This window comes from Phocaeicola faecalis, assembly GCF_021730445.1.
Lineage (GTDB): Bacteria > Bacteroidota > Bacteroidia > Bacteroidales > Bacteroidaceae > Phocaeicola > Phocaeicola faecalis.
In genome coordinates this window covers 773251-788102 of sequence record NZ_JADNRM010000001.1, presented here as the reverse complement: position 1 = coordinate 788102, position 14852 = coordinate 773251, and the positions used below count along the sequence as shown (strand labels likewise).

Annotated in this window: 10 protein-coding genes; 1 reads left to right on the top strand and 9 read right to left on the bottom strand. The window is 42.1% G+C overall.

Going from position 1 to position 14852, the window contains the following annotated elements; genetic code table 11:
• Window positions 1–27: 27 nt before the first annotated feature.
• From IR173_RS03365 to nagB, 5 genes are all read right to left on the bottom strand, one after another.
• Window positions 28–576: an RNA polymerase sigma-70 factor gene (locus IR173_RS03365; protein WP_237038259.1), complete on the bottom strand. Its 549-nt coding sequence runs from the start codon at window positions 574–576 to the stop codon at window positions 28–30.
• 108 nt (window positions 577–684) lie between these two features.
• Window positions 685–3462, bottom strand: a complete 2778-nt coding sequence (locus tag IR173_RS03360) for a sugar-binding domain-containing protein (RefSeq protein WP_237038258.1) — start codon at window positions 3460–3462, stop codon at window positions 685–687.
• 63 nt (window positions 3463–3525) lie between these two features.
• A complete protein-coding gene (locus IR173_RS03355) occupies window positions 3526–4944 on the bottom strand; it encodes a sialate O-acetylesterase (RefSeq protein ID WP_237038257.1) in 1419 nt (472 codons plus the stop codon).
• 236 nt (window positions 4945–5180) lie between these two features.
• Entirely contained in the window at window positions 5181–7169 is a 1989-nt protein-coding gene (locus IR173_RS03350) for a glucosamine-6-phosphate deaminase (RefSeq protein ID WP_237038256.1), read from the bottom strand.
• Window positions 7170–7173: 4 nt separating this feature from the next.
• Window positions 7174–7965: a glucosamine-6-phosphate deaminase gene (gene nagB, locus IR173_RS03345; RefSeq protein WP_237038255.1), complete on the bottom strand. Its 792-nt coding sequence runs from the start codon at window positions 7963–7965 to the stop codon at window positions 7174–7176.
• Window positions 7966–8528: 563 nt separating this feature from the next.
• Here nagB and IR173_RS03340 point away from each other — a divergent pair.
• Window positions 8529–9737, top strand: a complete 1209-nt coding sequence (locus IR173_RS03340; RefSeq protein WP_237038254.1) for an ROK family transcriptional regulator — start codon at window positions 8529–8531, stop codon at window positions 9735–9737.
• Window positions 9738–9915: 178 nt separating this feature from the next.
• Here IR173_RS03340 and IR173_RS03335 read toward each other — a convergent pair whose 3' ends face one another.
• From IR173_RS03335 to lysS, 4 genes are all read right to left on the bottom strand, one after another.
• Complete coding sequence (locus tag IR173_RS03335) at window positions 9916–10650, bottom strand: HAD-IA family hydrolase (RefSeq protein WP_237038253.1); 735 nt, start codon at window positions 10648–10650, stop codon at window positions 9916–9918.
• Between the two features lie 102 nt (window positions 10651–10752).
• Window positions 10753–12099 carry a glucose-6-phosphate isomerase gene (locus IR173_RS03330; RefSeq protein WP_237038252.1) on the bottom strand — a complete coding sequence of 449 codons (1347 nt, stop codon included), beginning with the start codon at window positions 12097–12099 and terminating at the stop codon, window positions 10753–10755.
• A 12-nt stretch (window positions 12100–12111) separates the two neighbouring features.
• On the bottom strand, window positions 12112–13107 hold the full coding sequence (locus IR173_RS03325; RefSeq protein WP_005936570.1) for an NAD(P)H-dependent glycerol-3-phosphate dehydrogenase: 996 nt from the start codon (window positions 13105–13107) through the stop codon (window positions 12112–12114).
• A gap of 10 nt (window positions 13108–13117) precedes the next feature.
• Window positions 13118–14848 carry a lysine--tRNA ligase gene (gene lysS, locus IR173_RS03320; RefSeq protein ID WP_237038251.1) on the bottom strand — a complete coding sequence of 577 codons (1731 nt, stop codon included), beginning with the start codon at window positions 14846–14848 and terminating at the stop codon, window positions 13118–13120.
• Window positions 14849–14852: the final 4 nt, after the last annotated feature.

The following is a 14852-nucleotide window of genomic DNA, read 5'->3' as shown; positions in this document are numbered from 1 at the left end:
GAATCCGCCAAAAGAAAATGAAAAAAATCAGGGAAGAGCAAATAAAAAAAGAAGTAGAGGCAGGCAGTCTTTTAATTCCTCGCGTAATTTTTTGTATGCAATGGCCATTTGTGATTCTACGGTGTTGATGGATATTTGCAGTTCTGAGGCTATTTGCTGTTGTTTTTTACCTTCCAGTTTGTTCATGATAAAAATGCTTCGGCACCGTTCGGGGAGTTTCTGCAGAGCTTGTTTCAAACGTTCTTCTATGCCGGTTTCATCGGGGAAGTTAGTATTGAGGATTTCCAAAGAATCATATTTCATGCGTAAGGCCATATCAAATTCGTTTTGCATTTCGGCTACAGCTTCCTGTTCGTTCACCCGTTTGCGTAAGTAGTCGAGGCATTTGTTTTTGATGGAAGTAAACAGGTAAGCTGTAAGGTTGGTGTATGCGTCCAACCGGTCGCAGTGTTCGTATAAATGTAGGAACACGTCTTGAACGATGTTTTCGGCATCACTTTCGGACAATACATATTCGCGTGCGAAATAAATAGCACGCGAATACCATGTGATATAGAACTGTTCAAAGTTTGTCATGACGAATCACTTAAATGATTTAAATGCAAAATTAAGATTTTATATTGAAATATTTAAAAATGATAAGGATGAATGACTTATGGATGTTTTTTTACTATAAAAGAGTCTTTATAGCAGTTGCTGTATTTGTTCTTTTTTGAGTTCCGTATCAGGATGGAATGCCGGACTGCTCATGTATTTTTTCAAGCTATATAACAGTTGTCGGGCTTCGGGGCGTTTATCCATGTCTTGCCAAAAGTCTATACCTGAAACCAATATTTTTCCTTTACCTACTTTAGCTTCGAACAATAAGGCTAAGGGGCGATTGGTAAACCAGTCGTCGATGACGCGGACAATGGGATGTAGCTTGGGAGAAAGTTCGCAGAACTCAATTGCTCCGGAATGGCTCATGGCATCCCACCATTGGTAATCGCTATGATATTCTGTGGGGAATTCACTTAGAGCCGGATGTGCGGGATTGCATAATATGCCCAAGGTGTGAGGTGCTTGTTTGGCAGTCCATGCCGTATTCCAGAAAATGCTGGAGAAGCCTATCTGGATATCGCCCCCCAGTTCTTTGGACAAACTTCCTTTCTTTAGTGAAAGTAATACTGTGGCTCCTTTCTCAAGTGTGTTTAGGGTGATGGCATCCAAGCGATCGGTCATACAGATTTTATTTTCATTGGGAATGGCTTGTTGGGCTGTTGGGTATACCCAGATGTTCCAGTCATTTTTTCTATTGTTTACTGAAACTTCTAACACCAAGCGTTGTGGTGTGGTTACGGTAGTGAGTGGAGCAACTATTTCTCCTAAAGCAAAATTATTGCCGACAGGTATTTCTTTTGCATTCCATTCTCCTGATTGGAGGATGTTTCCTGTAACATCACGTAAAGTCCATCCGGTAGTTGCGTTTTTCAGAGGGCTATCTCCGTAGTGAGCGACCTCTACAGATGCTTTCAAAGTTTCATTGTTTGTGAAAATTAGTTTGGGCAGGCGTGCCAATGGTACGGTGGCATTGCAGAAACGGCTGTATTCTTCGGGAGAGATATATCCTTTCTCTTCCCAAAAGGCATCAAGCACACCTACCAGTGCGGTGCCTTGTCCCGGAAAATCGTATAAACCCAGCAATTGGAATCCTCCGAAGTCTTTAGTGCGGAGGGCGGCTTCTATGTCGGCTTTGTAACAAAGTACTTGTAATTTTCCAGATGCTAGAAGGAAACTATCGGCAAGGGCTTCCATGCCATTCTCTTGTAGACTTTCTTGGAATATTTCAAAGTTGGTAGGGCGCATTACACCTGTATACTTTTTCATTTCTTTAAAATTGGGATAGACGCACCATTGTCCTATTTCATGGCTTACTATGGGCTGAGTGAACCGGTTAATATATTCAGACCAATCGTAGTCCGTACGTGGTGTTTGGGCATTGATGATACTATTCAACCCTTGTCCCCATCCCTGTATGCGTGGCGAGGAATCGCTTAAAAAATCACTGACAGGCAAGTTGGGCCATCCGCCTGCAGTGCTATAAATTCGCCTGTTATCTTGTTTTTTCCAATAGGAGGTAAATTCGGCCAGATAATTATTGCTTCCTGCACCGGCAGGTTCATTGCCGTACATCATCATGCAGAAAGAAGGATGATTGCCAAAAGTTCTCACTATAGCTTCGCTTTCTTTTAGTATAAAGGCGTCCAATGGTTTCCCATCTCCGATGGTGGTGCTGCTGTTTGCCCAGGATGAGCACTCTATTTCCAGGTACATTCCCATTTTGTCGGCTGCACAAAAAGCAGCTTCGGGAGGACACCAGGAATGAAAACGTATATGATTCATACCGTGATTACGGCAGGCTGTGAATATCTTTTCCCATGAGGCTTGGTCGGTAGGTGGGTAGCCGGTTTTGGGAAAAACTGCACAATCCAGTGTTCCACGTAGAAAGACAGGACGTCCGTTGATGGTGATGTGGCGGTTTATTACTCTGAAATCGCGCATACCGAACTGCTCTGTATGAGTATCGGTAACCGTTGTTTCTTGATTGGTCAGGCTGGCTTTCAATGTATATAAATTCGGATTGAACTCATCCCACAGACAAATATTGTCTCCTAATGGAAGTATTGTTTCGGTTTTGTTCTCGCCGGGAAGGAGCACTACTTCTTGTTGTATGCTTTTCCCATTGGCTTTTAAGGTTAGAATAGCGGTGACTTTTGTCTTTTTTCTGTTTTTCAAGCATGTTTTTACGCGAATGTTTTTAGCACTGATATCAGGATAAATATCTGTGTGTGCTATGTTTACTTGTGGGCGGACTTGCAGGCACATGTCGCCTATTACTCCGTTCCAGTTACCTTGCGTGTGGTCTGAAATACTGTGTGAGTTTTCTCCCGGATCAATGTCTTTTATTCTGTTATCTATACGTAAAGTGAGTGTATGCTTGCCGGGAGTGAGTACATCGGATAAATCATATTGATGGGGAGTTCCGAGTGTGTTCTGCATGCCTATTTCTTTATCATCTACCCATAAACGTGTTTCCCAATGGCATCGTTCCAGAAAAAGAGAGATATCTTGCTGTTTCCAGTCGGTTGGAATATTTACTTCTTTCCGATACCATGCTGCACCTTTGTAGTATTTTACTGGTTGTAGCCAAAAAGGTATTTTGATGTTATCGGAGTTACGATATTTGGCATAACGTTCATTTTTAAAATAAGACTCATCGTTGATGCTTCCTGTCCAAGGTGTGCTAATGTCAATATCTTTTCCTAATCCATTGGAAGCCATGGAACCGGGCAACAGGATGCTGCCGCTCCAATTGGCGGAGTCTGTAGTAAATTGCCATTTACCTGTCAGATTAATCCGGTTTTTAGGTTGTGAACATGAAACTGTTAACAGGGATAAGAATAATAAAGTGTTGATTTTCATTTGTTTGATTACTTATGGTAATTGGTTAATGATATGTCAAATGTTGTCTCCTGCCCGTATTTTTTATTTCCTATCTGTGCGGAAAGGTGCTACAGGAAGTCCTTCTGCATTGAATAAATTTCCTACAGTCGCATCATCGAAACAGTAACGGACAGCAATCGGCTGTTTTACTTTGGGTGAAGAAACTATCAGCAGGTTTTCTTTGATATGTGCATTGGCAGGTACGAAATTTCCGTCATTTCCGGCTATCGTTACTCCTCTGATTTTTTTGTCGGGACATACTAATTTCTTTTCTGTATGACTAAAAGAGAGGATAGCTTTTCCTTTTTTGATGGTCATTTGTGTGAAGAAAGGTGTTTCATAACCTTTTTTTAATACTTTGTAAGTTTTTCCCAATACCAAATTAGCCAGTCTAAAGCCGGCTTCAGCTTTTTGGGCGGGATGGATGTTGTCAGGGTCACCAATATCGGTAGTGGTTATCAGTCCTACATTATCAACTCTATGTGCTACTTGTTCTTGTGCTTCACGTATCAATGCGGGACCATTATTGGTAGAATGATAGTTGTATGGAGCTATTTGAACCATGTAAAAAGGAAAATTCTTACCGAAACCTTTTCGCCAACTTGCAATCATCTTTTCCATGAGCAAATTATATGATGACGGATTGTCTCTGTTTGATTCTCCTTGATACCAAATGGCTCCGGCAATGTCGTATGGCATTAACGGATGAATCATGCTGTTGTAAAGAACTCCCGGTGTTACCGGCCACCAGGGGTAAGGTTTGTTTATTATTGCTTCGGCAATGACTTTGTTGTTTATGACCGTGTCTTGCGGAGTCCATACTTCTGCAGGAGTTCCTCCCCATGCGGAAACAATTAATCCTATGGGTACATTGAGTTTCTGTTGCAGACGTTTGCCGAAAAAATAAGCTATGGCACTTCGCTTTTGCATTACTTCGGGGGTACATTGTTCCCATTGTGCATAGCAATTTTCTTGTGGAGATTTGCTCCCTTGTTTGCTCAGACTGAAGAAACGTATGTGAGGATGGTTAGCGTTGTTAATTTCTTCTTGCTGGTTATGGATTCCGTTATTGGGGCTCCATTCCATGTTTGACTGTCCACTGCATAACCATACTTCGCCCAATAGGATATCTTTCAGTATTATTTTGTTTTCTTTCCTGTTATTGGTGAATATTTGCAGGGTGTATGGACCCCCGTGCCCGCAGGTGGGAATTTTGGTGCTCCAACGTCCGCAGTCATCTACAGAGGTTGAAATGGTATCATTGGGCATCCAGCTTCCTACTAATTTGACCGTAGTGCTTGCTTCTCCCCAGCCCCAAATAGAAACAGTACTTTGCTGTTGGAGTACCATGTGGTCCGAGAATATGGTCGGTAAATGTATTTGGGTAGAAGTTTGCCCATTTGTAACTGCACTATAGCATAATGCAAGAAAAATAGAAATAGTTTTAATAGTTCTTTTCATTATATTGTATAGATTAAGGTGAATGAATATTCCTGATAGAGGAATAGATTTACAAAAGAAATAATAATTGTTGTATAATCCCATAGATATTTTAGCTTAAATGATGGATTATATTTCTATTTTTGAGGGGGAATATTGTTTGGATGAAAATAAAAATCCCCGGTCAGGATATCACATCCTCCGGGGATTTACTTTTACTTTAAAGGTTAGTATAAATAGGTTAGGTCTTATACTTCTTATAGTGGAACATACTCTACAAACGCTTCCATTGCTTCATAGCATGCCAAACCTAGCTGGTCATACAATGCTGCTGTGCCGCGGTTGCGGTCTTCACTACGTTGCCAGAACAGACGTTCGTCATTACCCAAGAACGGTGCACTTTCCATTTGAGACTGGTGTTTCAAGATGGAGTTACGTTTAGCACGCAGCTCTTCGGGGCTGAACGGAACAGCCATTTCGATATTCTCTATTTCCCATTCTGCCCATGCACCACGGTACATCCATGTGCGGCAGTCTTTCAGCCATTCAGCTCCTGCTTCCTTTTCAATATCGATGGCGGCAAGAACAGCATCGGTACATACGCGGTGGGTTCCGTGCGGGTCAGCCAAGTCGCCGGCTACGAATATCTGGTGAGGCTTCACTTCGCGTAACAAATTCAGTACGATTTCTACGTCGGCTTCGCTGATAGGATTCTTTTCAATCTTACCGGTTTCGTAGAACGGCAGGTCGAGGAAGTGGCAACGGCTCAAAGGAACTTGGTTGAAAGTACAAGCTGTGCGGGCTTCACCGCGGCGAATCAGGCCTTTGATGGTCAGGATGTCGCGTGTGTCCATATCGCCTTCCTTCTTTGCTGCAAGGAATTTCTTGATTTCAGCATACTTGTTTTTGATGGTCTCGTTGGAGTTGTCATCGAACAGTTGGTTGAAGCCATTGATAAAGTGCATGAAACGTACCACTTCCTCATCACCTACGGCAATATTTCCGGAAGTCTCGTATGCAACGTGCACCTCATGACCTTGTTGAACCAAACGGCGCAAAGTGCCACCCATTGAGATAACATCGTCGTCAGGGTGCGGAGAGAAGATTACCACACGTTTGGGAAACGGTTTTGCGCGTTCGGGACGATAGGTATCATCTGCATTCGGTTTGCCGCCCGGCCATCCGGTGATGGTATGCTGCAAATCATTGAATATTTTAATATTCACGTTGTAAGCAGAACCATAGAGTGCCAGCAGTTCGCTCAATCCGTTTTCATTATAGTCTTTGTTGGTAAGCTTCAGAATAGGCTTTTTCGTCTTCAGACATAACCATACGATGGCACTGCGAATCAATTTGTCATTCCACTCACAGTTGGTTACCAGCCATGGACGTTGGATACGGGTCAAGTGAGATGCTGCTGCCAGGTCAATGCAGACATTTGCATTGTTGTGCAGCTGCAGGTAAGAAGCGGGAAGTGTGTCACTTACTTTATCTTCTACTGCTTTTTTGATGATATCGGCTTTGTCGTCGCCCCATGCCAACAGATAAACCTTGCGTGCTGCCATGATAGTGGCAACGCCCATAGTGATGGAACAAGGAGGAAGATTGTCAACGCCCAGATTGTGTGCGGCTTCGGCACGCGAAGTGGAGTCAATCAGAATCAGTCGGGTAGGTGAGCTGAGGCTTGAGCCCGGTTCGTTCATGGCAATATTACCTTCACGGCCGATGCCCATTAAAATGATATCCATACCGCCAAATGTCTGGATGCGTTGTTCATACAGACGGCAGTATTCGATTACGGCTTCCTGAGGAATAGTACCGTCAATCGTAAACACATTCTGCTTATCGATATCTATCTGGCCCAAAAACAGTTCGTTGAGTTGTGCGAAACTGCTTCCTGCACCTTCGGCGGCCAAAGGATAGTATTCATATAAGTTGAAGATGACTACATTGCGGAAACTCAGTCCTTCGTCTTTATGCTTACGGACGAGTTCGGCATATAGCGGACGCAATGAAGCACCTGTTCCGGCACCAATCACGCAGAATTTTCCTTCGCGCTGGCGTTCCTGAATCTTGGCAGCTATTTCATTGGCGATGTGTTGCACTCCTTCGTCCACCGTTTCGTAGATGTCTGTCGGCACCTTTTCAAAACGGGTGAGAACGGAACGCTCTACCGCATTTTCGGGTTTATAATACTTCGGAGATACTCTGTTAAGAGAAATCTGCGAACTTAGATTTGTTCTCATAAAGTTACAAATTAGCTTTTTCGATGTCTTTGAAATACTTGTAAGTACTTACTTTCAGTTCATCTGTAGCTGATTCATCACAAACAATGATGCCATGTTGATGCATTTGCAATGCACTGATAGTCCACATTTGGGTGATACCGCCTTCGACAGCATGTTGCAATGCGCGGGCCTTGTTGTGACCGTTGCAGATAATCAGCACTTCTTTGGCTGAAAGAACAGTTCCTACACCTACTGTTAACGCAGTTTTGGGAACTTTGTTCACGTCATTGTCAAAAAAGCGTGAGTTTGCAATGATGGTATCGGTAGTCAGTGTCTTGATACGGGTGCGAGAAGACAGAGAAGAGCCCGGTTCGTTGAAAGCGATGTGGCCGTCAGGACCGATACCGCCCATAAACAGGTCGATGCCACCGATTTCGGCAATCTGCTTTTCGTAGTTTGCACATTCAGCTTCCAAGTCTGCTGCGTTTCCGTTCAGGATATGTACATTTTCTTTCTTGATGTCGATATGGTTGAAGAAATTCTTCCACATGAATGTGTGGTAGCTTTCAGGATGGTCTTCGGGTAGACCGACATATTCATCCATGTTGAAAGTAACAACGTTCTGGAAAGATACTTTTCCTTGCTTGTTCAGTTCAATCAGCGCTTTGTACATACCCAGCGGTGATGAACCGGTAGGACATCCCAATACGAATGGCTTTTCGGGAGTAGGGTTTGCCGCATTAATTTTACTTGCTACATAGTTTGCTGCCCATTGTGACAGTTTTTGATAATCAGGTTCGATAATTACTCTCATGGTTCTTTCTTTTTAAAGTTTTAAGTTAACTATTCGTTTTATTCTATTTATTGTCTGTTTTAGGATGAACTATTCACCCGAGATGCAATATTACTGAAAATCGGGGACATTCCCTTCAATAAATTGTTTTTTTCTTCCTGAAGGAGTGATTTTCTTTGTTTTATTAGCATTCTCTTTCGTTTTTATGGAAAATAACATTAAAAAACGGTTTTTCTAAAATGAAAAAGAGAGAATGGGATGGAAGGTCGGATGCATGCTATCTTCTTTAATTTATTAGGAAAGAAATAGGGGGGGATGCAGGTCATGGCTGATATTGATATGTAAATGATTTAGTAATGGAGTGCAATGAGTGAATTTATTTATTATATAGGGCTTATTTAATAATCGCCTGATTTGTGGGTGCGTAAACGGTATTGACAAATAATTCCTTGAAATTAGAAATAATTGACAGAAAGGTATAATATATTAGGTTTTATAAAATCTTTTTGCAAAATTCTCTCTTTGTGGAATGTGCTTTCATAAAAAAATAACTATATTTGTGAGCATTAACGGAATATTTTAATATGGGTGATAAGTTGTTGAAAGAGATAGAAAAAGGCTCTAAGTTGGCTGTGATGAAGAAACGTATCATCACACATTATATTTATAATGGTAGTTCTACCATTACTGATTTGGCAAGAGAAATGGATTTGAGTGTACCTACTGTCACAAAATTCATTGATGAAATGTGTGAGGATGGGTACATCAATGACTATGGAAAGTTGGAAACCAGTGGAGGCAGACATCCTAGTCTGTATGGACTGAATGCAGAGTCTGGCTATTTTGTCGGAGTAGAGGTGCGCCAGTTCTCTATTCACATGGGGTTGATTAACTTTAAAGGTGACGTGATGCAGCTAAAGATGAACGTACCTTTTAGAGCGAAGAATACTCCTGAATGCTTGGATGAGCTGTGCAAGATAATAAAACAATTCCTTCAGAAACTTCCGATAGAACAGGATAAGGTATTGAATATTAATGTGAATCTTTCGGGACGTGTAAATCCTGATTTGGGATACAGTTATAGTATCTTTAATTTTGATGAGCGTCCGCTGTCGGATATTATTTCTGAAAAATTGGGCGGTTTCCGGGTGTCGATTGATAATGATACGCGTGCAATGATATATGGTGAGTATATGCAGGGTGCGGTGAAAGGTGAAAAGAACATCATTCTCATCAATGTCAGTTGGGGGCTGGGTATGGGCATTATCATTGATGGAAAGCTTTATAAAGGAAAATCAGGTTTCTCCGGCGAATTCGGACATAATTACGGATATGAAAATGAGATTATCTGTCATTGTGGAAAGAAAGGATGTATAGAGACTGAAGTTTCAGGTTCTGCCTTGCAGCGTATTTTATTGGAGCATATTAATAATGGAGAGACTTCTATTATTTCGAACAGTAGGAAGAACCTTGAGGAAATAACGCTTGATGATATTATTGCTGCTGTGAACAAAGAAGATTTGCTTTGTATTGAGTTGGTAGAAGAAATTGGCGTGAAGTTGGGAAGGCATGTTGCCGGATTGATTAATATATTTAATCCTGAACTGGTGATTATCGGCGGTGATCTTTCTCGCACAGGAGATTATCTGATACAGCCTATTACGACGGCAATCCGCAAGTATACGCTCAACTTGATGAATCGCGATTCTGTGATTGTGGAATCTAAATTGAAGGAGAGAGCCGGTATTATCGGTGCGTGCATGCTTTCTAGAAGCAAATTGTTTGAGTCTTAGCCTTTCTTTCGGTATATCTAGGGCAGATTAAATCCGCCCGAATGTACACGGTAAATCTTGAGGATGTGTAGACACTCTCATAAACTAAAAGTCACCCTCGCCACAGGTCGTTGTAGCGAGGGTGATTTTGATAAAGGGAGAGTTTTGACAGCTCCAGGTAACAATGTAACAGTTCTTTTTATTTGTATGCCAGTTCTCGTTTTAATATTTCCCAATCCTCATTAAATGCAGGCATGGAAGGAAATAACAGGTTTGCCCCTTCATCCCATAGCACTTGGTCGGGCAAAGGACCGGTGTTTACCGCAATCGTAAAGATGCCCGCAGCTACTCCGGCTTGTACTCCTAATGGCGCATTTTCTATAACGAGTGCTTCATTGGGCTGGAGGTGGGCTTTCTTTAAAGCCATTAAGTAAGGTTCGGGATTAGGTTTACCGTATTTTACGTCGAAAGCGGTAACCATCAGTTCCTTTTTAAATATGCCGGGGAAATTGTGGTTTAGTCTGTCTAATAGAGAGGTCTGTCCCGAACCGGTTACTACCATCGGAATGAGGCCTTCTTCTTTGATTTTTATCAGGACCTCATAGGCACCGGGCATTCTTTCTGCTATAGGGCATTTGTTGAATTCCTCAGTTTTTGCCTGATAAATCGCTTTGATTTCTTCTTCTGTAGCGTCATGTCCGCGTTCACGGCGGCTTACGATGTTTATCGTTGAGGCTCCTGTACGGCCTTCGTGCATGTAAGCTTCATCACGACTGAGCCCGAAGCCGAAACGGAGCATCACTTTGTGCCATGATTCGGCATGATTGGGCATAGAGTTGAATAATACGCCATCCATATCAAATAATACGGCTTTCAGATGGATGGCATCGTATCCGTGAGATTGGAGATAATTGTTTATTGCTTTTTGGAACATTATTTTATTGTATCATAATGAAGCACGGATTACACAGATTCGCAGTCTTTAGTGGAACTGCATTCATCTGTGAAATCCGTGCCTAAATAAAAATCTTATAAATTATAATCTAGCTTGGATTGCTTTAGATTCTTCTTCGTATCCCGGTTTGTTCAACAGAGCGAACATATTCTTTTTGTATGCTTCCACACCCGGTTGGTTGAAAGGATTAACACCAAGAATATAGCCACTGATGCCGCAACCGATTTCAAAGAAGTAAATAATTTCTCCCAAATAGAATTCGTTCAGTTCAGGAACAATCAGACGCATATTGGGAACACCACCGTCTACGTGTGCCAATTGAGTACCCAGTTCTGCCATCTTATTTACTTCATCTACACGTTTTCCGGCCAAGAAGTTTAATCCGTCGAGGTTTGCCTCATCCGAAGGAACTTCAAGTTTATGATTCGGCTTCTCGACAGAGATTACTGTTTCGAAGATAGTACGTTCGCCTTCCTGAATCCATTGTCCCATAGAGTGGAGGTCTGTTGAGAAGTCTACAGAAGCGGGGAAGATACCTTTGTTTTCTTTACCTTCAGATTCTCCATACAGTTGTTTCCACCATTCTGATACATAATGCAATTTAGGCTGGAAGTTTACTAGAATTTCAATCTTTTTGCCGTCTTGGTATAAGGCATTACGGGTTGCTGCGTAAACGGCTGCGGGATTTTCTGCGAAAGGTGTATTGGGATTGCTGCAAAGAGACTCCATTGTGCGCGCACCTTCCACTAATTTAACGATGTCATATCCGGTTACTGCAATAGGCAATAAACCTACGGGGGTCAATACAGAGAAGCGACCGCCTACGTTATCCGGAATAATGAATGATTTATAGCCTTCCTTGTCGGCTGTTACACGTGCTGCTCCTTTCTTGGCATCGGTAATGGCTACAATTACTTTTTTTGCCATTTCTTTGCCACGTTGGTCTTCGCATTGTTTTTTCAGCAGGCGGAAAGCCAAAGCTGTTTCTGTAGTAGTACCTGATTTAGAGATATTAATTACACCGAATTTCTTGTCTTTCAAGAACTCTGTCAGTTCGAACAAGTAATCTTCACCGATATTATGTCCTGCGTAAATGATAGTCGGAGCATTTTTCTTTTCCTGCAACCATTGGAAGCTATTAGACAAAGCCTCAATGATGGCGCGTGCACCAAGATAACTGCCACCGATACCGGCAACGATGACTACTTCACAGTTTTCGCGAAGTACCCGAGCTGTTTCTTGCAAATCAGTCAAGTGCTCGGCAGTAATTGATGAAGGCAAGTGTAGCCAGCCTAAGAAATCATTACCTTTACCTGTACCGTTTTCCAGTGTTTCAATGCAGGTTTTTACCTGAGGTGCATAAGCAGCAATCGTTTCTTTTGAAACAAATCCGGCTACTTTGTCGATGTTTAAACTAATATTCTTCATTGTATCTGAATTTTATCTGAATGAATCAGTTAATAATTTTATCTCAATCATGGGCGAGATGCGCTCGTACAATATATTGTAAACGGCATCTACGATGGGCATGTTCACGTGCAAGTGCTTATTTAACTCCTTAATACATTTTGTGCCGTAGTAGCCTTCTGCTATCATTTCCATCTCTATTTGTGCGCTTTTTACGGAATACCCCTTACCAATCATTGTACCAAACACACGGTTTCGGCTGAAATTGGAATAAGAAGTAACAAGTAAGTCTCCCAAATAAGCGGAATCGTCGATGGAGCGTTCTACGGGGTGTACGGTGTTGAGGAAACGATTCATTTCCTGTATGGCATTCGATATCAATACTGCTTGAAAGTTATCGCCATATTTCAAACCACTGCAAATACCGGCAGCAATGGCATAAATATTCTTCAATACAGAAGCATATTCGATACCTGCTACATCGGGGCTTACTGAGGTCTTGATATAATGTCCGGCCAGTTGGCGGGCAAAGATTTTGGCTTTGTCAATATCCTTGCAACCGATAGTCAGATAAGAAAGACGCTCCAAAGCGACTTCTTCTGCATGGCAAGGTCCTGCGATAACGGCAATGTTGTCTTCGGGAACACCGTATACTTTATTAAAATAGTCGGAAACAATCAGGTTCTCGTCGGGGACGATACCTTTAATAGCTGTGACGATGAACTTGTCCTTTATTTTGGTTTTCAGCTTTTTGAGGTGGCTTTTTAGATAAGGTGAGGGAGTTACAAATATCAGCGTATCCGACTCCTTGACTATCTTGTTTATATCCGACGAAAAGTTGATGCGCTTGATGTCAAAGCGCACACTGGTCAGATAAGCCGGATTATGGCCGAGACGTTTGAATTCTTCAATTCGGTCGTCACGACGCATATACCAGTTGATTGATTCAGACTGAGCCAAGACTATCTTTGCAATAGCCGTGGCCCAGCTGCCACCACCCATTATTGCTATTTTACCGGGCAATTTCATGTTTTGTCAATTAGATTTTGCTAATCCATCCGGCTACTTCATCTACCGTCGGATTGGTCAATTCCAATTTATATTTCTTATTTATACCACAGATGTCTTGGTGTAACTTCTGCGGGTTTACATCTTTCATATCACTCACTAAGTTGTAACCGACTTTTTGAATGGCGGGAACCCACTCTTCTGCAATGCCTAGTTCCATGAACTTGGTTGCCGGGTCTTTCGGAGTAATTTTTTCAGGACGCATCTGCGGGAAGAACAATACTTCCTGAATATAAGGTTTGCCTGTCATCAGCATCACCAATCGGTCGATACCGATACCGATACCCGAAGTGGGAGGCATACCATATTGTAATGCACGCAAGAAATCCTGGTCAATAATCATTGCTTCGTCATCACCCTTGTCGGCCAGCTTCATCTGTTCCTTGAAACGCTCTTCCTGATCAATCGGATCGTTAAGCTCAGAATAGGCATTCGCTAATTCTTTACCATTTACCATCAGTTCAAAGCGTTCTGTCAGTCCCGGTTTAGAACGGTGCATTTTTGTCAGCGGTGACATTTCTACCGGATAGTCAGTAATGAAAGTCGGTTGGATATAAGTACCTTCACAGAACTCTCCGAAGATTTCGTCTATCAGTTTTCCTTTACCCATTGTTTCATCAATCTCTTCCATTTTCAGCTCTTTGCAAACCTGACGTATTTCCTCTTCAGTCTTATCGTTGAGGTCATAACCGGTCTTTTCCTTAATGGCTTCCAAAATGGGCAAGCGGCGGTAAGGAGCCTTAAAACTGATTGTTTTTCCGTCAATAATACTATCTGTACTTCCGTTTACAGCAATACAGATGCGTTCCAATAATTTTTCGGTGAAGCTCATCATCCAGTTGTAATCCTTGTACTGAACATAAAGTTCCATACAGGTAAACTCTGGATTATGGTTCTTGTCCATACCTTCATTACGGAAGTTCTTGCCGATTTCGTATACACCTTCAAAACCACCTACGATGAGTCGCTTCAGATAAAGTTCTGTTGCAATACGCAGATAGAGGTCTATATCCAATGAATTATGGTGTGTTGTGAATGGACGTGCACTTGCTCCACCGGGAATGGATTGAAGGATAGGAGTTTCCACTTCTGTATAACCGGCTTCATCCAAAGCGGTACGCAGTGTTTTAACTACGATGGCACGTTTCTCAAAAGTTTCTTTTACACCTTCGTTGACAATCAGGTCGACATAACGTTGGCGATAACGCAATTCCGGATCTTCGAATTTGTCATAAGCTACGCCATCCTTATATTTTACGATAGGCAGCGGTTTCAGGGATTTAGACAGTACAGTCAGCTTTTTGGCATGGATACTGATTTCACCCATCTGTGTTTTGAACACGTATCCTTCGATACCAACGAAGTCACCAAGATCCAGCAGACGTTTGAATACTACATTGTATAAATCCTTATTTTCATCCGGACAGATATCATCACGGGTAATATATACCTGAATACGGCCTTTGGAGTCTTGCAATTCGATAAATGATGCTTTACCCATTACACGGCGGCTCATCATACGTCCGGCTACCGATACTTTGCGGGGTTCTGCTTCATCTTCTTTGAACTCGGCTTTTATATCTGTAGAAAATGCGTTGGTTACATACTCAGCTGCGGGGTACGGGTCAATGCCCATAGCGCGCATTTCATTCAGACTGTTCCGTCTGATAATCTCCTGTTCACTTAGTTCTAATACGTTCATCCTG

What these genes read in the sequence shown, in the direction of transcription:
- IR173_RS03365 (WP_237038259.1), bottom strand. Translation starts at nt 576, where the DNA reads ATGACAAACTTTGAACAGTTCTATATCACATGGTATTCGCGTGCTATT.
- IR173_RS03360 (WP_237038258.1), bottom strand. Translation starts at nt 3,462, where the DNA reads ATGAAAATCAACACTTTATTATTCTTATCCCTGTTAACAGTTTCATGT.
- IR173_RS03355 (WP_237038257.1), bottom strand. Translation starts at nt 4,944, where the DNA reads ATGAAAAGAACTATTAAAACTATTTCTATTTTTCTTGCATTATGCTAT.
- IR173_RS03350 (WP_237038256.1), bottom strand. Translation starts at nt 7,169, where the DNA reads ATGAGAACAAATCTAAGTTCGCAGATTTCTCTTAACAGAGTATCTCCG.
- nagB (WP_237038255.1), bottom strand. Translation starts at nt 7,965, where the DNA reads ATGAGAGTAATTATCGAACCTGATTATCAAAAACTGTCACAATGGGCA.
- IR173_RS03340 (WP_237038254.1), top strand. Translation starts at nt 8,529, where the DNA reads ATGGGTGATAAGTTGTTGAAAGAGATAGAAAAAGGCTCTAAGTTGGCT.
- IR173_RS03335 (WP_237038253.1), bottom strand. Translation starts at nt 10,650, where the DNA reads ATGTTCCAAAAAGCAATAAACAATTATCTCCAATCTCACGGATACGAT.
- IR173_RS03330 (WP_237038252.1), bottom strand. Translation starts at nt 12,099, where the DNA reads ATGAAGAATATTAGTTTAAACATCGACAAAGTAGCCGGATTTGTTTCA.
- IR173_RS03325 (WP_005936570.1), bottom strand. Translation starts at nt 13,107, where the DNA reads ATGAAATTGCCCGGTAAAATAGCAATAATGGGTGGTGGCAGCTGGGCC.
- lysS (WP_237038251.1), bottom strand. Translation starts at nt 14,848, where the DNA reads ATGAACGTATTAGAACTAAGTGAACAGGAGATTATCAGACGGAACAGT.